Consider the following 20,202-nt stretch of genomic DNA (forward strand, 5'->3'; position numbering starts at 1 on the left):
GAAAGCTCGAGGATGGGCTGAGGATCAGGAGTATCCAGAGGGTTGCCTTGCAGTGCATCTCGCGACTAGAGCGCGGCTTCTGTCCAATTCGTAGTAGCGAGGTCAGGCAGAAAAGTAAGGCGATGCTCAACTTCGCCACAGGACAGAATAGACAGCAAAGACTACCGGCCCAACCACGGGTTGAACGGTCAGTGAAGTCCATGCTCTGTGCCGGATTATGGCTGCCCGATGCAGAGCAAACTGACCGCCACCAACAAGTTCGAGCCCTATCATCTGCTATGCCCTAAGCCGAATCACCACGTGGAAAACTGCTGCTACAGGACCTTTTTTCACTATGGCTTAACACCCTCAGATCCGGCCATTAACGTTAGACATGCTGGCCACCGTTAACGTGAATCTCTGCGCCGTTTACATAAGAAGCGCCACCGGTGCAAAGGAAGTAGACGAGCGAGGCAACTTCTTCAGGTTTGCCCAGCCGGTTCATCGGCACTAGCCGTTCAACGATTTCCGCAGTGCCTGCGGACAGTATTGAGGTTTCGATTTCTCCAGGTGCGATAGCGTTGACCCTTACGCCATGTCGGCCAAAATCAAAGGCCATTTCCCGAGTCAGGGCGGAGAGCGCAGCTTTGGATGTGGAATAAGCGACACCTGCGAACGGGTGCACTTTGGATCCTGCAATAGAGGTAACGTTGATGATGCTGCCTTTTGCAGCTTTCAATTCATCAAACAGCCCCCGCGCAAGGAGGGCCGTAGAAAACAGATTGACATTGAAGACCTTGATCCAGGTTGCATAGTCGGACTCCAGAACACCAAGGCGTGTCCCCTCCGGCCCCTTTGGCGAAACTCCGGCATTGTTTACCAATGCATCCAAGCGCCCGCCCAATTTTTCCCTGATGGCCGCCAGGCTGTCACTGACGCTATCAATATCTTCGAGATCAAGATGAATGTGGTTGAGTAAGCCCTCGGCCCATGGGCATTCAGCGACCCAGTCCTGGCGAGAGGCGGTGAAAATCCTCCACCCAGCGGCTTGAAAGTGTTTGACGGTGGCATGGCCTATGCCACGACTGGCACCGGTCAATAACAATGTCTTCTCGCTCATACATGCATTTACCTATTAGAAAGTTTCGCTTTTTTTTTAAACGGTCTAGGTCAAAAAATCGCAATCTTCAATGTGCTACTTTTTGGCAGGGTGTCATGAGTGGCCATGACTCTCAGAGCCGCTTTTGTTCGCTGCAAACATCGGGTGATCCGCTGGGCCCCCAAGCACTTTTTGGCCATTTCTCGTTTCCTTGCGTTGAAGCGCCTGAACGGCGATGAGCGTCCTTCTCCTGGATGAGGATGAGTCAATCTTACTGTTCGAACGTTCGACTCTACGTCTGACTACAGGAGGCGGAAACGACATTTTTCCCTCATTACCGGTCACGGGATGGCCCACTTACGGCGGCACCAAACTGCAGGTTTCTTCCGTCAAGAATCCGTGCTTCGAGGAGCTGAGCCCTAGCTCAGAATCGTAAGTTCGCGAAGGGTCCAAGACCAGTTCCGGCTGGCTGCGGTTTGTTAGGCACGGCACTCGATTGGCGGCTTGTACGAAGTTGAGCTAATCGCCCGGGATATGAGAATGAGGATCGGCGGCGCATATCTGCTTAGTCATGCAACGTGACTTCGGCGGACGCATACGAACTGACCTCACAGCTCTGTTGTAGTCCGGCCGAGGCTCCTTGCTTGATCATTATTCGTGCTCATGGACTCTCGACAAGCTTGCATTCCATAGGCTCACTTCGTAACACTTGAGTTGCGTAGCTGCCACCTCAATGGTCGGTACGCGCTAATATTTGCAAATCCAAGGAGCGATGAATGCGTGTGCGTCCAGCGATAACGGGTGACTCTGAGAGCATGAGTAGAATCGCAAAGGCTACCTTTTCACTGGCGTGCCCAGCAGACACTCCAGCAGAAGAATTGGAGCGCTACATCAGCGAAAATCTGACCGCGCGTTGTTTTCAGGCCGCGCTGGATACGTCAAGCCAAGAGGTGCGAGTGTTGGAGGAAGCCGGAGATATCGTGGGTTTCAGTTTGGTCGACTACAAACCAGATCGATTAAACATCCCACTGGCGGATGGCATCCCTGAGTTAAAGCGATGCTATGTCGATTCAAAACACCATGGAACCGGTGCCGCACAACTCCTCTTAACTGCGACGCTTACTGGTATTTCAGATCGTATCCGGCTCACGGTGAATGATCAGAATGCCCGTGCAATAGGCTTCTACCAACGTAATGGATTTTTTACAGTAGGAGAAACCAGTTTTCAATGCGGCGATGATGTCCACCGAGACTTGGTGATGGTACGTGAACTGTAGGGTTGCGGTTTTTGCGTAGGCGTTCCGGGAAAACAGATTGCGAGAATCCTGCATTCAGGCGATCGGTGCCGAGTACCTAGGTCAGGTCGCCGGATGCTCACAATGAAAGGTCAAATCGAATGCAAACGCGTAGTCAACTGGAGTGCAATCTTGCGACAGGTAGGCACCCGTCTAATTAGGCAAGGTGTGTTGAGCGGACGCTTACTGCGGTTTGGCTCTGGCCGGGAAATTTCCGTTGGGTTTGAAGCATAAAAAGCGGGTCAAGTTGACCCGCTTTTTATGAGCAATTCAAAGCCGTTCAGGCTGCGTGATCACCGCTAACGCCCATTGGAGGCAATGTTAGCGTCGGCTCGGTCCCACCCCCCACCTAAGGCTCTAATCAGGCTCACCGTTGCAATGGCCTGAGTGCCCGTCAGACGGCTCAGTTGCAGTTCGGTTTGTAAGACCTGGCGCTGAGCATCGATAACTTCCAAATAGCTAATTTGCCCCTCTTCATACTGAGTTTTAGAAAGTCGCTCTGTCCGTATTGATGCTGCAACAGCTTCGCTTTGATTACCTTTCTGATCATCGAGCAACCTCAGATCTGCCAGGTTGTCCTCTACCTCTCTAAACGCCACCAATACTTGCTCCCGATACTTCGCAACCTGCTCGTCGTATCGAGCCCTTGCAGAGGCGAGATCTGCTTTCCTCCGACCACCATCAAATATCGGTAACGTCAGCGCCGTTCCCGCAAGGGGGCCTAGTAGAAAAGACCGAGTCGACCAGTCGAACAGATTCCCCAGCGATGACGACTCGAAGCCGGCGGCGGCATTTATGTTAAGCCGCGGGAAAAATGCTGATTTCGCCAATCCGATTTGTGCGTTAGCCGCGGCCATAGCTCTCTCGGCGGCAGCAATATCTGGACGGCGCTCCAGTAGGGCTGATGGTAACCCGATAGGCACCTGGGTCGCGATGGGCTCTATAGGTGAGTCAGGGAAGTCGAAGTCGGCAGGAGACTTACCCAACAACACTGCAAGACTATGTTCTGACGTCGCACGCAGCCGTGCGATCCCTACCGAGTCCGCCCTCGCGGTAGATAGTTCGTTGCGCGCTCGCGAGAGGTCAAGTTCGCTTATGTCGCCCTCTTTGAATCGCCCCTCTACTAATTTCAGGGTGTTTTCACGCAGGGTGACCGTGCGACGAAATAGTCGAAGTTGGTTGTCGTACTCACGCAGCTCGAAATAATTTTTAGCCACGTCAGCTTGGAGGGCTAACAGCACAGAACGATACAGCGCCTCGTTCTGTGCTTGATTAGCGAGCGCGGTGTTCACTTGTGAATCCACCTTCCCGAACAGGTCTACCTCGTAAGAGGCTGTCGCCTGCGCCCGCCAAAGAGTCTGCGTGGACCCACTCGCATCGTCAGACAACAATTGTGAGGCAGGAGACAGGCGTTCACGCGTAGGACCAAATCCCGCATCTAGGGACGGGAACCATCCCGCTCGGGCTGATTGGGTCAAGGCTCTCGATTGCTGTACTCGTGCGGCAGCCGCCTTCAGATTCTGATTAGCCTCTGCGGCTTGCCGCTCCAGGTCGTTTAGCACCGGATCGCCAAAGACTAGCCACCATTCCCCACGATGCTCGGCATCGGCTGGTTCAGCGTTTTTCCAGGCGCTATCTTTGGGCAATGATGCTTGCTTCTGTTCAGTCGAAGCTTCCTTGAACGCCTGCGGAGTCGGAACGTCGGGGCGGTTGTATGTCGGCTCCACAGAGCATGCTGATAGCAGCGAAAGCAGCGCTGAGGAAGTTAGCAGTCCAAAAATAGACTTTTTGGGTAATTGGATCATTCGTTTGGCTCCGATCATGCGTCCAATGCTTCCGTTGTCAGGTGAGGCGCGTCTTTTTGAGCCACGTGTACTTTGCCACCTGCCAGCGTACGCAGGACTACGTAGAAGACAGGTGTCAGTGCGAGACCGAACAGGGTCACGCCCAACATGCCGAAAAACACCGAGATCCCCATGGCTTGGCGCATTTCTGAGCCCGCACCAGTGGAAAACACCAGTGGAACAACGCCCATGATGAAGGCGATCGAAGTCATGAGAATTGGTCGGAGACGCAAGCGGCTCGCTTCAATGGCTGCCGTCAGCGGCGTGTACCCGTCATGCTCTAGTTCTCTGGCGAACTCGACGATCAAGATGGCGTTTTTAGAAGCCAATGCGACCAATACCATCAACCCGATCTGGGTAAAGATGTTGTTGTCTCCCTGCGTGAGCCACACCCCCGTGAGTGCGCACAAGATGCTCATGGGAACGATCAGGATTACCGCCAAAGGGAGGGTCAAGCTTTCGTACAGTGCGGCCAGTACGAGGAATACGAGCAGGACGCTGACAGGGAAGACCCACATACCGGCATTACCTGCCAAAACCTTTTGGTAAGTCAGCTCAGTCCACTCGAATTTTACGCCTTGAGGCAACACCTCGGCTGCAATGCGCTCTGCTGCTGCTTGGGCCTGGCCAGACGAATAGCCCGGCGCTGGGCCGCCGTTAATATCCGCTGCGGTGTAGCCGTTATACCGAACCACCATGTCCGGACCGTAGGTTGGGGTGATACGAACCAGAGACGATAGGGGCACCATTTCTCCACGGTCGTTTCTGGTTTTCAGCTGAAGGATGTCATCTGCTCGCTGACGAAACGGTGCGTCGGCCTGCACTCGTACCTGATATACACGGCCAAAACTGTTGAAGTCATTCACATACAAGGAGCCAAGGTATACCTGCATGGTCTTGAATACATCGGTAACGGACACGCCCAGCTGTTTGGCTTTCACACGGTCTAGCTCGACGTTTAGCTGCGGGAAGTTGATCTGATAGTTTGTCAGTGACCCACCAAGCTCCGGGGTCACTGCAGCCTTGGCCATGAATGCTTGAGCGGCCTTGTTAAGCTCCTCATACCCGAGGCTACCTTGGTCTTCCAGCTGCATTTTGAAGCCACCCAGTGTGCCAAGCCCGAGTATTGGAGGCGGTGGAAAGGCTGCGACATAGGCTCCTTTGATACTGGCGAACTTTTGGTTAAGGGATGCGACGATGGCCGCGGCGGACTCATCTTTCGATGTACGTTCGCTGAGAGGCTTGAGGGGGACAAAGACAATCCCTGCGCTAGAACTGTTCATGAATCCGTTAACGGACATGCCAGGGAAGCCGACTGCGTGAGCTGCGCCCGGCTGCTTCATGACTATTTCGCTCATCTGGCGAATCACTTCTTCCGTACGGTCAAGAGAAGCGCCATTGGGAAGCTGGGCGATGGTTACCAAGTACTCCTTGTCCTGCATGGGAATGAACCCAGCAGGCACAACGTTCCCCATAACCGCCGTGAGTCCCAGAAGAACCACATAAACAACCAGCATGCTGCCCTTGCGCTTAAGGACGCCTGTTACGCCTTTCGAGTATTGCTCCGAGCCACGATTAAAAACCTTGTTGAATGCTCGAAAAAAACCGCCCAGTAGCTTATTCATCACCCGCGTTAAGGCGTCTTGCTTAGCGTCGTGGCTACGCAAAAGTAGTGCGCTGAGGGCTGGAGAGAGCGTGAGTGAGTTGAAAGCAGAGATCACCGTAGAGATCGCAATGGTCATTGCAAACTGCTTGTAGAACTGGCCCGTGAGACCGCTCATAAATGCCAACGGTACAAATACAGCAACCAACGTGAGTGCGATAGCAATGATGGGGCCGCTGACCTCTTGCATGGCTTTATACGTGGCGTCCCTCGGGGTCAGACCGCTGGCTATGTTCCTCTCCACGTTTTCAACCACAACGATGGCATCGTCAACGACGATACCAATGGCTAACACCATTCCGAAAAGCGACAGGGCATTGATCGAGAAGCCGAAGGCCAGCAAGAGCGCAAAGGTACCGATGATGGACACCGGTACAGCGATCAAAGGAATGATCGCTGTACGCCATGATTGGAGGAACACAATGACGACCACGACCACCAGTGCGATGGCTTCGAGCAGTGTTTCTATAACCGCCTGAATGCTCGACTTCACGAAGCGAGTGGGGTCGTAGATAAGCCTGTAATCCAGGCCGGGAGGGAAATCAGCGCTGAGATCTTTGAGTGCAGCGCGGATTTGATCAGAGATCTCCAGCGCGTTAGCGCCAGGCAATTGGTAGATGGCGAGGGAGACGGCGGGTTTGTTGTCCAGCAGCGCACGCAATCCGTATTCAGCCGCAGAGAGTTCGACTCGGGCGACATCCCGCAGATGAGTAACTGCGCCATTCGGGCTAGTTTTGAGAACGATGTCGCGGAACTCGTCGACGGTCTTCAAGCGACCCTGGGCATTGATTGTCAGCTGTACTGCAGTACCCGGCGAAGAGGGCGCAGCACCAACGGCACCCGCAGCAACCTGAATATTCTGTTCTTGAATGGAAGTGACAATCTCCGAGGCGGTGAGATTACGCTGTGCTACCTTCTGCGGATCAAGCCACACACGCATTGCGTAGTCACCTGCCCCCCACATATCGACACGGCCAACGCCAGGTATCCGCTCAAAGCGCGTTTTGACGTTCCGTAGGCCGTAGTTTCTCAAATACGTTGTGTCGTACCGATCATTCGGCGACACGAGGTGCAGAAAAAGAACTAATGAAGAAGAGCTTTTGAGCGTAGTAACACCCAATCGTTGTACATCTTCGGGCAGTCGTGGCAATGCTTGATTGACTCGGTTCTGTACCAACTGGGTAGCCAAGTCCGGGTCAGTTCCTAATGCGAAAGTTACAGTGATGGTCAGGTTACCGTCACTGTTCGCTTGAGACTGCATGTACAGCATATTCTCAACGCCGTTGATTTTTTCCTCAAGCGGCGCAGCAACTGTCTCGGCAATGACTTTTGGGTTCGCTCCAGGATACTGTGCGCTGATTGTGACCGAGGGCGGAACGACCTCTGGATACTCAGAAATCGGCAGTTTAAATATTGCTATCAACCCTGCAAGCAGGATCACCACGGATAGTACGCCCGCAAAGATCGGACGATCAATGAAGAACTTTGATATGTTCATTAATGGCTCTTTAAGTGAGGCGGCTACTTTCTCTCAGCGCTGCTTGAGGGTTAAAAAGACAACAGGACGCTTAAGGATGCACTCTGTTTTATAATCAATGCACGGACCAATAAATCCTAAGTGCCTGAGGGGCATTCATTGTTTATTGGTGAATTTTAGTTAGTGCTGTCGTGGGTCAGTGAGCGTTTCTAGCCTGAGCGTCACTTTGGGGAATTATCTTTCCTAGAACCTGCTCCCCTGGACGGACTCGCTGAATACCGCCTACCACCACCCGTTCGCCCTCTTCGAGTCCGGACGTGATAATGCGATCATTGCCTTGTAGATTTCCCAGCGCTACCGGGCGATAAACAATATGGTCATCCTTTCCCACGACCAAGACAAATCGCTTATCTTGATCGGTGCCAATTGCCGCATCATCAATAAGGAGGGCCGCGTATGGCTCACTGCCGCCCACTTTTACACGCGCATATAGCCCCGGGACCATGGTGCCATCAGCGTTGTCAAACCGTGCACGCATGCGGATAGTGCCTGAGGTAGTGTCGAGTTCATTGTCTACGGATTGGATGACTCCCCGGCGCGAATACCCTGTCTCATCTGCAAGCCCTAGATCAACCGGAACAGTAGCCTTATTGCCGAGTCTGTTGATGTACTTAAGATAAGTCTGCTCATCAGCGTTGAACTCTGCATAAATGGGGTTCACAGAGACAAGCATCGTTAAAGGCGCCGCGCCTGCTCCGGCGTTTACGATGTTTCCAAGTGTTATTTCTGCCCGCGATACGCGACCAGAAATTGGAGCTGTAATCTGGGTATGGCCGAGATCAATTTTAGCGGCATCCAGCGCCGCTTCAGCAGTCTTAAGATTGGCACTGGCCTCCAATGCTGCGTTGTTTTTTTCATCGTAGTCACGTTTCGCTATTGCATTTTCGGCAATTAGGCGCTGTGCCCTCTCCCAGTCGCTTTTCGTGTACGCGGCGCGAGCCTGAGCTGCTGCAACCTGCCCCTTAGCTCGTTCGACTTGTGCTTGGTAAGGTCGTGGATCGATGACGAACAGAGTGTCCCCTTTTTTAACCAATTGGCCGTCATGTATGTTGACGTCCGTTATGGTTCCTGCCACCAGCGGCCTAACCTCAACTTTTTCCACCGCTGCTAATCGGCCAGAATAGATTTGCCAGTCGGTAACGGTTTCTCTTTTAACGACCGCGACATCTACCTCTTGGATTGGGAGCGGGCCTTCCTGTGCTACAGCTTTCTCTGAGCTATCGACCACACTAAAGGCAATGACTCCGGAAATACAAAGCATGCCTGCCGAATAAAGTGCCAGCCTAATGCGGGGTTTGGAATTAGCGCTCATAATTACTCCGAATTTATTCCTGTTCTAGCTTGACTGTTGTGTGAATGCCAACTTCCGATGGCTAATTCGCATGAAATATGAAATGGCGCTTCTTGGAAGCCAAGGTTTTTGCTTCTCCAGCAACACCGCGACTTTTTTACAGTGCACGGCATGCGTGAAAAATCACGTCATCGACCTGTTTTCATTGTCTAGAACGCGTTCGCCATTGGCGATTTTTGTTCTGCGGTCGGCACGCATCCACCTTAAGGTAATAACCGCGGATACCGCGATTAGCGGAAAAACAATATTATTCATGCCCTTCCAGCCAAGTAATTGCAATATAGGGCCGGCGGCCAAAGTGGAAAATGCAGTGAATGTATATTGAATAAACTCTGCCACTCCCTGCACCCTGGCCTTTTCGGAGGGGTGGTAGGAGGAAGTCAATAAGGTTGTGCCACCAACAAACATAAAATTCCACCCGACGCCTAAAAAAAGAAGCGCGATATAGAACGCGGTCAAGCTGTCCGAAAACTGTGCAATCAATCCGCAAGCTGCACTTAGTGCCATTCCCAGGAATAAAATCGGAGGCAATCCGAATAGGGCAATCAGGCGCCCAGCGAATAGTGACGGCGCGTACATACCCACTAAATGCCATTGAATAATGCTGGCGCCATCATTTATGGAGTGATTGCTGGCGACAGCAGCCAGCGGTGTCGCGGTCATGATGAACATCATCACCACGCCGCCAATAACGTTATTCGAGAGTGCCGCTAGTGAAATAGGTTGCTTGAATATTGTGAGTAATTTGCGTGGCGGCTGTTCGTGGTCATGCAGTTCCAATGGTTCTGGAAGTGCATCTTGGTAACCCAGCCAAAGTAATGCTGCGGAGGCAAGGCCCAGCAGGCATACCATCAAGTACGAGCCGGCGAATAGGACTGGGAACAAATCTGTGCTCCAACTCGCCAACAAAGGCCCAAGAAAAGCGGCGATCACTCCGCCCGCAAGCACCAACGAGATCGCGCGCGCTTTGCGATTGTCAGGTTCCGAATCTGTCGCAGCCAATCGGTAATACTGGGCAAACGCTTGAAAAATACCTACGGCGGCTGTCCCCATGCAAAACAGCCAGAAAGAGTTTAGGAAAACTGCCCATACGGAAATCAATCCGCCTATCGCGCCGGTGAGGGCACCTAGTACAAATCCACGCCGCCTACCTATTTTCTGCATCAGAGTAGAGGCGAAATATGTCGCAATCGCGCCTGCTACGGTGATGAGTGCAAAGGGCAGAGTCGCAAGCGATTTATCGGGTGCGAGCTGATATCCCGTCAAACCGGTCAACGTGAGATCGATTGCGATGGCTGCCGTGAACAAACCCTGGGCTATTGCCAGCACAGCCACATTCGACGGGCTTGATGACTTTTCTAACGCTGAAATGTCTTCCGATAATTTTGATGTGCTCATTGTGTCCGCCTCCAGTCAAGACGGTTCGAGCTGTCTGCCCTTACAACCATGACGACTCTCCTGTTGAGAAACTGGAGCATTCTCTACGTCACTTATGGCGGGAGAAAGGACTTAGTTCCCTCCTTTTTGGTCGTCGGATTACATTAGGAGCAGGTGTCACAAACAGGAAGGCTGATAGCGAAGCGGGACTGAGAGGCGAACAAAAACGATGACGTTTTTTGAGGGTTTTTTGCTCTTTTCGCCATAAAATTTTTAGAGGATGATTTGGGGCCAGCGTTACGAAAATCGGCCAATAGGACGCTGGCGGGGAACAGTAATTCCGAGCAGGATCTATGATTTTTTAAGAAGGTAATTCCATGCGTGACATCGCTTTCCTGGTCTTTCCCGAGTTTCAGATTCTGGATCTCAGCGGTCCGCTGGCGGCCTTTGAGATCGCTAAAGAGATTGGGGTACCAGATCCCTACTGCTGTTCGGTGGTTTCGTTGTCGGGCGGTCCTGTGATGAGTTCGTCTGGTCTAGAAGTAAGGAGTCAGAAGATCAGATCAAGCCCGTACGATACGTTGATAGTGGTCGGCGGTAAGGCTTTTTCCAAACCCTATGACCTCCCCATGGTGTCGGACCACCTCGCTAATGCGGCCGCGAAAGGTACTAGGCGAGTTGCGAGTGTTTGCACCGGGGCTTTTCTATTGGCTTCGGCGGGCCTGTTAGACGGTCGCAGGGCTACTACACACTGGAGGCAGACCGCGCGACTGCAACGCAATTTTCCGAAGGTGCGGGTACAGCCCAATCATATATTTACGAAGGATGGTGGCATCTGGACGTCTGCTGGCATCTCTGCGGGAATCGATCTGGCGCTGGCCATGATTGAGGAAGATCTGGGAAATGCTGTTTCCCATGAGGTCGCCCGCGCCATGGTCGTGTACCACCGTCGGCCAGGAGGGCAGTCACAATTTTCGGCCATGGCCGATATGGAGCCGACGACGGATCGCATGAGGGAGGTGCTTTCCTACATGCGAGAGCATCTAAACGAACAGCTATCAACAGAGCATTTGGCATCAATTGCTTGCCTCAGCTTGCGCCAATTTGGTCGAGCCTTTCTGCTGGAAACGGGGGAAACACCCGCTAAAGCTGTGGAGCGTTTGCGTGTCGAGGTCGCGAGGCTGCGCGTTGAACGTGGGGCGGAACCGATCGAACTGATAGCACACTCGGTTGGCTTCAAGGATCCGGAGCGGATGCGCAGAGCCTTCATCAGAGTTATCGGGCACCCTCCTCAAAGCATCAGACGGCTGGCCGCACATCAGGGTGTTAGCGCTTATGAGGTTACGGTTGAGGCTGAAGTGTCTTAACTGCCCGCTCAGGGTTCATTGCGCTCGGCGCAATCCCCGTTGCAACGGCGTATTTGAGCGCTGTACCGAAAGTCTATTCCTCTTAAAGCCGCCTCATCAGTAGATTCTAATTTCGGAAGGGGAAACAAGTTCGACTAAACCGTATGGCGTAAATCGAGGGGACTAAGTCGTTTTGCAAAGCGCTAGTGACGCTTAAGCTTCAGCTTCTGGGTTTAGTGACCCCGAATGGTCGCGGTAAATCTCAAATCTACTAATGGGACAGTCATGAAAGAACTTTCAGGCAAACGTGCATTCATCACTGGCGCTGCACGTGGTATTGGCGCAGCTATCGCTATCGAGTTGGCAGAAAAAGGAGCTGATATTGCTTTCAGCTATGTTCGCTCTGGGGATGCGGCGGAGGAACTGGCCAGAGAAATTGAGGGATTGGGTGTTAAAGCCTTCCCTATCCAGGCCGATAGTGCGGATCCCCAAGCAGCTACGCGTTCTGTACATGAGGCAGCTAGGCTTTTAGGAGGGTTGGACATACTAGTAAACAATGCGGGCGTCGCTTTTATTTGCCCGCTAGAGACAATGCCGCTGGATCAGATAGACCAGATCATCGCCGTAAACATTAGAGCAGTGATCTTGGCTTCTCAAGCAGCCATTACCTATCTTGGAGAGGGCGGAAGAATCATCAATATCGGTTCCTGTCTGGCGGAGCGTGTGGCCTTCGAATCGGTCACAGTCTATTCCATGTCCAAGTCCTCCCTACTTTCCTTTACACGAGGACTTGCTCGTGAGCTAGGACCGCGTGGCATCACCGTTAATACTGTGCATCCTGGACCTACGGACACTGATATGAACCCAGCCGATGGTGATGGTGCCGATGCGATGAGGGCTCATTCAGCATTAGGCCGATACGGTACTGGGAAGGATGTCGCAGTGGCGGTCGCGTTCATCGCAAGCCCAAGCGCTAAACACATCACCGGCACCGGGTTAAGCGTGGACGGGGGCGTAAACGCGTAGTCCTGATTTATCTACCTACAGACTCTCTGACTAGTTACCCCAGACACCTTGCTAGTAAGACTGAACGCCATTACGGGGCTAAAGAACTTGGTAGTTCGGGCTGATTTCCAGCAGTCATTCTAGTTGGGTGGCCGGCGAACTTAAATCTTCTTTTCGCGAACGCCTGGTTAGACGAACCACGTTTTACAGTTGAGGCGCCGTCAAAAGCATTAGAGACAACACCCTCAATTCAATCGCACTAGTGATCAGCTCGACCTGAACCGATGTATTTATCCATCGGCAGCACATGATCAATGTATGAAGTAATAATTCAAAGAAGACTTGCTAATCCAATTTTTGGTTTTTTCGTATAAAGAGGCTTGAATCAATGAGCGTTTTGTTGACTCGCCGCAAGGTGATTTCAGGTATGGGACTTCTAGGTATCGGCATGCTGGCAGGATGCGATACCCGAGGTGAGCTATCGTACAAATACGGCAAAGACTTAAGCAATAAAATTCTTGGGCGCACATTCCGGCTAAAAGACACCGACGGCGAGGTAAGAACGCTTTCAAGCTATCGAGGCGTGATGCCCATGATTTTTTTTGGATTCACTCAATGTCCGGCAGTCTGCCCCACCGCCTTGGCTCGTGCAGTTAAAATCAAAAAAATGATGGATAAGGACGGCTACTTTCTTCAGGTTATCTTTATTACGCTCGATCCCGAGCGGGATTCACCAGCCGTCCTAGACGCCTATGTAAAAACTTTTGATCCGTCATTTATCGCTCTTTACGGAACGCTAGAAGAAACAGCGGCTACAGCCAAAGAGTTTGGCGTGTTTTACGAGAAAGTACCGATTGGGTCAACATATACACTTACTCATTCATCGACAAGCTATGTGTATGACTACCAAGGAACGCTACGCCTTGGATTTTCTCAAGCACTTTCGGCACAACAATGTGCAGAAGATCTGATTACACTCATGGAGATTTGCTAATGTATTCAGGTCCAGATTTGACCAATATAAATCAACACGTTAAACAGATCGTACTTGGGTTTTCTCTACTAGGGCTGGCTTTCCAGGTTTCAGCCCAAACGCAGATAGAGGGCGCATGGGTTCGCGCGACAGTGCCAGGACAACAAGCGACTAGTGCGTTCATGACGATAACTGCAAGCAGCGACAGCAAGCTGCTCAGTGCCCAGTCACCGGTGGCGAAAATCGTGCAAGTTCACCAGTCGACAATCAAGAACGACGTGATGCGCATGCAACCAGTAGAGTTCGTCGCCTTGCCTGCTGGCAAAGCAGTCATCCTGGATCCCCACAGCTATCACATTATGCTTATTGACCTGGTGAAACAGGTAAAAGAAGGTGACCAGGTGCTTGTGAATCTTACGGTAGAGAATGCCAAGGGAGAGAAGGAATCGATCAAGGTTGAGGCCACCGCGCGAGCTTTAAATATGGCTGATGACGCAAAATGAATCGATAGTTTCAACGATGAGCGCCAGTAGATAAAAGTGGCTGACCGTGACGAGCGTTTAAACTGGGCGACGCCGCCAGCCACGTTGTCGGATTCGCTGGCCGCGTTTATCGAGTAGATTCGGCATGAAGCTAAGGCAAAGAGTTTTTTTGCCTTAGCTACCTTCGTGCGTGTAACACAACAAAAAATTGCTGGCTTATCTCAGGTGACCTCGCGCGCGACCCTTGTCTGGTTGCGATGCACCTCAGGTTAGCGCGTTCAAGCCTTTTAGCATCGGCTTAGAGGAAGAGGATCTTGCATCTGACGGGCTAAATTTATCCGATGCGGCTCCGTCGCTTGCTTAGGCGTATCGTTGGAATATCTTCGAGATTATTTTCCACTGACCGTCGATCTTGAGCAGCGAAAGAAAGTCGTGGAAGCTCGCGCCCAAAACGTCATTCTCCATGTCCACTCGGACAACTGCAGCTGTGGGTGCGATAGCCAAGATATCCAGGCGACTGCGGGTGTTCGGCGAAGCGCCCAGTGCTTTGAAGAAACTAGCAAATACAGGAACAGCTGGACCTTGAAGCAGCTCATCGCCGGTGTAGCCCCACATTATCGCGTCTTCGTGGAAGGCTTTCTCAATTCCAGCGATGTCCCCAGAGCGATAACCGTCAATATAAGCTTGAGCTGCCTGAATTACATCGTCGTATTCAGTCGTGGCGACTGGTTTTATATGCAAAGTCATGTTGAACCCTCGTAGCTGCCTAGCGAAATGTGCGTGTTTATGGGCCTCGCAGAGTCACGTACCGCGATCACCAAAATGTTTGCTACAACGAGTGCTCCTCCCCTGGCTTGGAGACGATGCATTCATACGTAGCGGGCCCACTCCTGAGTAAGCGTACTCAAGCCGTTGCCTTACGAGCATTGGACTAAAACATTGGTGATTCTTAGTGCTCTACTGCGCCGCCTGCGAACCTGTAAAAGCGAGCATTACAACCGTCGCTCATGGTGTGCGTGTCACCAACTTTACGTAGGAGTATGGGAAACGAAAACGACGTTTATCCCTCACTTTAAGCCAATAAATCTCGCTACTAAAAGCCATGAAGGGCGCCAGGCTCCGTGGTATTACACTAGGGTTCCCGTTAATCTGAGACTTAAAACGCTGGAGCTGAGCTGCGATGTACCGAATTGGATTTTTTGTCTGCCCTGGTCATGATGCCCTCGATCTTGCTGGGCCACTGTCTGCATTCAATCAAGTGGCGACGGCTGTTGGTCATAAGCCGTATGAGCTTCGTGTCGTATCGCACTCCGGAGGATCGGTTATTGGTAATTCAGGCCTTCCGGTCGAAACTACTCCAGTTTGCCAGCACACCTTTGACACCGTGATTTTTGTGGGTGGCGAAGTCGAGCCAATGCTGACAGCAGAGAATCTCGCCGCAGCAAGGCAATTGATCGTCAACGCTTCGCGAGTCGCCAGCGTGTGCACCGGGGCGTTCTTGCTTGCGGAAATCGGGCTGTTGAACGATCGGCGGGCCACGACGCACTGGAATCACACCGCACTACTGCAATCGCGTTTTCCCCGCATCAAGGTTGAGGGGGACAATATTTTTATTGAGGACGGGCACATCTGGACGTCGGCCGGCATCGCTTCCGGGATCGATCTGGCCCTCGCCCTGATTGAGAAAGATATGGGCGTGAATGTAGCGCGCGATGTCTCCAGATTGCTGGTCGTTCCATATCGACGGCCTGGTGGCCAGTCACAGTTTTCCGCGATGTCACAAATGGAGCCAGAGTCAGATCGCATCCGTATTGCGCTGAAATTCGCGAGAGAGCATCTGGCCGAGGAGTTGCCCATTGAGAGACTCGCCGATGCGGCGAGATTGAGCCTGCGACAATTCGGACGAGCGTTCCGCCGAGAGACAGGTGAAACACCAGCTAAAGCAGTGGAACGCTTGCGCGTCGAAGCGGCGTGTTTACGTCTGCAAGAAGGCAGCGAGCCGATCGAGCAGATTGCTCAGGCGGTCGGTTTTACTGACCCAGAACGAATGCGTAGGGCGTTCGTTCGACTGCATGGATATTCACCGCAGTATGTCCGCCGCGAGAATCGGTTGAGTGTTGAGTGCTCGATAATCAATAGCGGTACATAGCGAAGCCGAACTCATCCTGGATGCACCCGCTGACTTATGGCTCTTGAGAATGCTGAATCCATTCATTCAAAAGGAGCCGAAACGTGCGAAGGATTGTAAAGATGGCATTCACGTGGGTGCTTACAAGTGGGCCACTAATGAGCCAACTCTAAACGTAAACCCCCCGTGCGTAGGTACGCGCGGGGCTATATGCTTGAACTTGACGCCAGCTTAGGAACTGACCCTAGAGCGACCCCGCGGCATGGCGCAGAAATGACTGATCAAGGTCCGCCGAGAACAATGTTACAGAGCAACGATCACGCGGGAGCTAGTTTTGATAACTGCGCTCGACGCTTCATATGCTCATTCGCGACTCTCACAGCCTCGTCAGTTCTCCCCCACAGCCCCTTTATCTGTGCGACGATCTCCGGCCGCGCGGTACGTGGATTCCCCGAGTTCATTGTCGGCTGCGGGTCGTACTCGAGCACAAGCTGAGTAAACTCTGCCGCATCCTGGCCTTTAAGCTCGGCGATGACCTTCAGCGCAAAGTCGATACCTGCCGTTACACCGCCACCTGTGATTCGGTTCCTGTCGACGCATACCCGTTCGTAGCTCGGTTCGATACCCAGTGCGATAAGGGGTTCGTAGAAAGGCCAATAGGTCGCTGCACGGTAGCCCTCCAATAGTCCCGCCATAGCAAGAAGTACAGAGCCTGTGCATACAGCGGTTACATAGGTGGCAGTCTTGCCTGCGCGAGCAATAAAATCGAGCAGCTCCTGGTCCTTCATGATTTCAGGCGTTCCTCCGCCACCTGCGACAAACAGCACGTCCAGGTTATCTGGAACGTCATCAATCGTGATCGTGGGGTTCATGGTGACGCCCATATCCGTGGGAACGGGCTCCAGGGTCTTCCAGATTATGTGGGTTTTGGCATGAAGGCCGAATGCCGTCTGTGGGCCAGCCAAATCCTGCAGAGTAAAGCCAGGAAAAATTACCATGCCAATCTGCAGTTGGCGGTCTTGAATCTTATTGCTCAGCTCATCAGTCATTACCGTCTCCTCTCGTCGTAGTTGACTAAAGAGTATTCCTGCAAGACGCTACACGTGAGTGGCTTAAACGACATCAAACGATCGTTTTCTGCCAGTTATTTTGATTGTGAGAGCGGAGGTCGACGCCGTGCATAAAATTGCGGTTCTGGTATTGAATGACGTGGTGCCGTTGGACTTTGGTATCGCTTATCAGGTTTTCGCTTTGGCTTCTCAGGTTGATGGGAGCAAAGCTTACGAGGTGGAGGTGTGCGCACCCGAGCGGACAATTCGGGCCACTGGTTTTGATATGCATGTGCGGTACGGCCTCGACCGTCTTGAGCTCGCCCACACCATTGTCATTCCCGGGTGTGAAGACCCGTTTGGAGAGGTTCCAGAGGCGGTAAGAATTGCTCTTCGCCAGGCACATGCTCGTGGTGCAAGATTAGCGTCAATCTGCACAGGAGTTTTTATCCTTGCCGCGAGCGGTCTTCTAAGCGGAAAGCGCGTCACGACGCATTGGCGCTTCGCCGAGGACTTGGCCAGGCTTTACCCAGAGATAACAGTAGAACCTAATGTTCTATTCGTTGATGAAGGTAGCATCGTGACTTCGGCGGGTGCGTCAGCAGGATTGGATATGTGTTTGCATCTCGTGCGACGCGATTATGGTCAGTCTGTTGCGGCAAATACTGCCCGTCTAGCGGTCGCGCCACTGTACCGTGATGGTGGTCAGGCCCAGTTTATTCGTCAGGAGCTTCCAGGCTCTCCTACGAGCTTGGCGCCGTTGATCGAATGGATACGGGACAATTTGAACAGTTCGCACACGGTCGATAGTCTTGCGGCTCGCGCCAACATGAGCTCCCGCACCTTCGCTCGGCGATTTCAAGAACAGACTGGTACTACTCCTTTACAGTGGCTTCTGACCGCTCGTATTGATCGAGCGCGTGCATTGCTTGAGGAGAGCGAGATATCGATTGATCAAACGGCATTTCTTTCCGGATTCGGGTCTGCGGTGACCTTCCGGTCGCGGTTCCGAAAAGTCGTTGGCCTCACGCCAACTGAGTACCGTCGTCGTTTCAGCTCAGTAAACTAAAATCCAAATACCCGCAGACCATGGGTTTGGATTTTCAGGACGACCGACACGCTCACATTGATGCGTCAATCGCCAATCCCGCTGGCGATCAATGACAGTACCTCGCTCGGCACATTTTTCGGGGCACAACAAATTCGGGATGGGAGCGCTGTAGTTTCACTACGGCGAATCAAGAACTTCCCATGGACAAATGCTAGAAAATCATGCCCATATGCCAGCACCTTAGCCTGAGTCTTTACTGTCGTAACGCTGGGCGCTATCAATGGATTTCTGGTCCGAGAGACCCGATAGTCGGTCAGTTGTAGGGCGGGTTTGCCTCATACTCCCTCCTGCTCGAGTGTCGCACTGTTCAACTGCTGATCTTGCCAGGCCGCGCAGGTCAGCCCAGTGCCTTTCCACCGTCCATTCTGTATGACCATTGGCTGTGCGCCCGTGGATAATCAAAAATATTTCAGACCTATATCACCTCTATGAACGCCCGCCTGTATCGACTGCAGTTGGGATTTTGGCGTGCCTGCACTTCGCTTAGCACGCTCATCATTTGAGAGGATCTGCGTATGTATAGCCCTTGCCCAAGTTGTAACTCTGGACGCATCGTCACGAAAAATATTGGGAAACAAGCAGGCGGTTTGATCGGTGCCGCAGGCGGCGCCGCCAGTGGTACAGCTGGCGCTCTGTCCGGCGCCGAAGCTGGAGCTGTTTTAGGTGTCGCCGGAGGCCCAATAGGCATCGCGATCGGGAGCGTCGCTGGGGCGATTTTAGGGGGGTTGTTTGGAGGGGTCGCTGGCGGTATCGCCGGGGCCACGCTCGGTGAACAGATCGATGACAAGGTACTGAATAACTATCAATGCCTAGAGTGCGGTTACAGCTTCAGCGCTAATCGCTAAATCATCGAGTCAGCCCCTGTTTCTCATGCAAACAGGGGCTTCCCCTTTGTCAAAGGACCTATTCCCATGGCTCATCTCATTGAACAAATGGCTTATGTTGGCGCAACTCCCTGGCACGGTCTGGGTAGTCGCCTTTCTCCGAAACAACCCATCGAAATCTGGCAGCGCGAAGCGGGTATGGACTGGAAGATCCAGGACAGCCCGGTGCATTTCAAATCCGATAGCATCGGTGCACTTGGCTCAATTCACACCTTCCCTGACCAGAAGGTTCTCTACCGCTCCGATACTAAGGCCCCGTTGTCCGTGGTTTCTCAGCGCTACCAAGTCGTGCAGCCGCGCGAGGTCTTGGAGTTCTATCGGGACCTCACTGAAGTATCGGGCTACGAGCTGGAAACGGCCGGCGTACTCAAAGGCGGTCGCAAGTTTTGGGCGCTGGCCCGCACTGGCCAAGGAACGACCTTGAAAGGCAACGATCAGGTCAATGGTTATCTCCTGCTGGCCACCTCCTGTGACGGTACCTTGGCTACCACGGCCACACCTACAACTGTGCGGGTAGTTTGCAATAACACGTTGACTATTGCGCTGGACGGTTCGTGCAAAGCGATCAAGGTGCCGCACAGCACGCGCTTCGATCCACAGGCAGTAAAAAAGCAACTCGGTATCGCTGTCTCGCAATGGGACAACTTCATGCACCGGATGCGAATGCTATCTGAACGCAAAGTTCAGTGGCATGAAGCCATGGGATTCTTCATGAACGTGCTGTGTGATGCCAATCCGAACATGCCACTACCGGCAGTACTTCCCAACGAGCGGGCACTACGCAAGGTGCAATGCCTGTATGAAGGTCAGGGTCGCGGGTCAACCCTGGAGTCAGCTCAAGGAACCGCCTGGGGCCTGCTCAACGCCGTGACGGAGTACGTCGACCACGAACGCCGTGCGAGAAGCATCGAGTACCGTATGGACTCTGCCTGGTTCGGGCAAGGAGCACAGCTCAAGCAACGGGCGCTGGAGGCGGCGCTACAACTTGCAGCTTAGGCCTAGTTTTCACTGTCCTCATAAACCCCTTCCCCATTCTGTTCTTCCACTCCCTAAACGCCTGATCAGCTTCGTGCTGGTTG

Annotated in this window: 16 protein-coding genes; 9 read left to right on the top strand and 7 right to left on the bottom strand. The window is 52.7% G+C overall.

What is annotated here, in order from left to right; all coding sequences use genetic code 11:
• Positions 1 to 367 precede the first annotated feature (367 nt).
• The gene (locus HX824_RS14725) at positions 368 to 1,099 is read right to left on the bottom strand and encodes an SDR family NAD(P)-dependent oxidoreductase (protein WP_025110493.1); all 732 of its coding nucleotides are present in this window, start codon (positions 1,097 to 1,099) and stop codon (positions 368 to 370) included.
• Between the two features lie 755 nt (positions 1,100 to 1,854).
• Between HX824_RS14725 and HX824_RS14730 the strand changes: the two genes are divergently transcribed.
• A complete protein-coding gene (locus HX824_RS14730) occupies positions 1,855 to 2,355 on the top strand; it encodes a GNAT family N-acetyltransferase (RefSeq protein ID WP_177054728.1) in 501 nt (166 codons plus the stop codon).
• Positions 2,356 to 2,672: 317 nt separating this feature from the next.
• Here HX824_RS14730 and HX824_RS14735 read toward each other — a convergent pair whose 3' ends face one another.
• The 4 genes from HX824_RS14735 to HX824_RS14750 form a co-directional block, all read right to left on the bottom strand.
• Entirely contained in the window at positions 2,673 to 4,178 is a 1,506-nt protein-coding gene (locus HX824_RS14735; protein WP_031320350.1) for an efflux transporter outer membrane subunit, read from the bottom strand.
• A gap of 14 nt (positions 4,179 to 4,192) precedes the next feature.
• Positions 4,193 to 7,378 carry an efflux RND transporter permease subunit gene (locus tag HX824_RS14740; protein ID WP_016973805.1) on the bottom strand — a complete coding sequence of 1,062 codons (3,186 nt, stop codon included), beginning with the start codon at positions 7,376 to 7,378 and terminating at the stop codon, positions 4,193 to 4,195.
• A gap of 175 nt (positions 7,379 to 7,553) precedes the next feature.
• Positions 7,554 to 8,729, bottom strand: coding sequence for an efflux RND transporter periplasmic adaptor subunit (locus HX824_RS14745; RefSeq protein ID WP_080520268.1), 1,176 nt, complete (start codon positions 8,727 to 8,729; stop codon positions 7,554 to 7,556).
• Between the two features lie 162 nt (positions 8,730 to 8,891).
• Positions 8,892 to 10,166, bottom strand: a complete 1,275-nt coding sequence (locus tag HX824_RS14750) for an MFS transporter (RefSeq protein ID WP_177054729.1) — start codon at positions 10,164 to 10,166, stop codon at positions 8,892 to 8,894.
• Positions 10,167 to 10,522: 356 nt separating this feature from the next.
• Here HX824_RS14750 and HX824_RS14755 point away from each other — a divergent pair, with 356 nt between their 5' ends.
• The 4 genes from HX824_RS14755 (at position 10,523) to HX824_RS14770 (ending at position 13,972) form a co-directional block, all read left to right on the top strand.
• Positions 10,523 to 11,512, top strand: a complete 990-nt coding sequence (locus HX824_RS14755; protein ID WP_016973808.1) for a GlxA family transcriptional regulator — start codon at positions 10,523 to 10,525, stop codon at positions 11,510 to 11,512.
• A 264-nt stretch (positions 11,513 to 11,776) separates the two neighbouring features.
• A complete protein-coding gene (locus tag HX824_RS14760; RefSeq protein ID WP_016973809.1) occupies positions 11,777 to 12,517 on the top strand; it encodes an SDR family oxidoreductase in 741 nt (246 codons plus the stop codon).
• A gap of 367 nt (positions 12,518 to 12,884) precedes the next feature.
• Positions 12,885 to 13,490 carry an SCO family protein gene (locus tag HX824_RS14765; RefSeq protein ID WP_016973810.1) on the top strand — a complete coding sequence of 202 codons (606 nt, stop codon included), beginning with the start codon at positions 12,885 to 12,887 and terminating at the stop codon, positions 13,488 to 13,490.
• Positions 13,490 to 13,972, top strand: a complete 483-nt coding sequence (locus tag HX824_RS14770; protein WP_177054730.1) for a copper chaperone PCu(A)C — start codon at positions 13,490 to 13,492, stop codon at positions 13,970 to 13,972. The genes HX824_RS14765 and HX824_RS14770 overlap by 1 nt, the downstream gene beginning before the upstream one ends.
• Before the next feature lie 339 nt (positions 13,973 to 14,311).
• On the opposite strand, the gene HX824_RS14775 is transcribed toward HX824_RS14770, so the two are convergent.
• Positions 14,312 to 14,698, bottom strand: a complete 387-nt coding sequence (locus HX824_RS14775) for a nuclear transport factor 2 family protein (protein WP_016973812.1) — start codon at positions 14,696 to 14,698, stop codon at positions 14,312 to 14,314.
• Between the two features lie 433 nt (positions 14,699 to 15,131).
• Between HX824_RS14775 and HX824_RS14780 the strand changes: the two genes are divergently transcribed.
• A complete protein-coding gene (locus HX824_RS14780) occupies positions 15,132 to 16,100 on the top strand; it encodes a GlxA family transcriptional regulator (protein ID WP_016973813.1) in 969 nt (322 codons plus the stop codon).
• A gap of 296 nt (positions 16,101 to 16,396) precedes the next feature.
• Here HX824_RS14780 and HX824_RS14785 read toward each other — a convergent pair whose 3' ends face one another.
• Positions 16,397 to 17,128, bottom strand: coding sequence for a DJ-1/PfpI family protein (locus HX824_RS14785; protein ID WP_177054731.1), 732 nt, complete (start codon positions 17,126 to 17,128; stop codon positions 16,397 to 16,399).
• A 127-nt stretch (positions 17,129 to 17,255) separates the two neighbouring features.
• Between HX824_RS14785 and HX824_RS14790 the strand changes: the two genes are divergently transcribed.
• The 3 genes from HX824_RS14790 to HX824_RS14795 all read left to right on the top strand — a co-directional run bounded on the left by HX824_RS14790 (position 17,256) and on the right by HX824_RS14795 (position 20,119).
• Positions 17,256 to 18,197 (top strand): helix-turn-helix domain-containing protein, encoded by a 942-nt coding sequence (locus tag HX824_RS14790; RefSeq protein ID WP_177054732.1) that lies wholly within the window; start codon positions 17,256 to 17,258, stop codon positions 18,195 to 18,197.
• A 557-nt stretch (positions 18,198 to 18,754) separates the two neighbouring features.
• The gene (locus tag HX824_RS32595) at positions 18,755 to 19,084 is read left to right on the top strand and encodes a hypothetical protein (RefSeq protein ID WP_008436736.1); all 330 of its coding nucleotides are present in this window, start codon (positions 18,755 to 18,757) and stop codon (positions 19,082 to 19,084) included.
• A 66-nt stretch (positions 19,085 to 19,150) separates the two neighbouring features.
• Complete coding sequence (locus tag HX824_RS14795; protein ID WP_016973816.1) at positions 19,151 to 20,119, top strand: DUF932 domain-containing protein; 969 nt, start codon at positions 19,151 to 19,153, stop codon at positions 20,117 to 20,119.
• The last annotated feature ends 83 nt before the right edge of the window (positions 20,120 to 20,202 follow it).

Source organism: Pseudomonas sp. D4002 (assembly GCF_013385665.1).
Lineage (GTDB): Bacteria > Pseudomonadota > Gammaproteobacteria > Pseudomonadales > Pseudomonadaceae > Aquipseudomonas.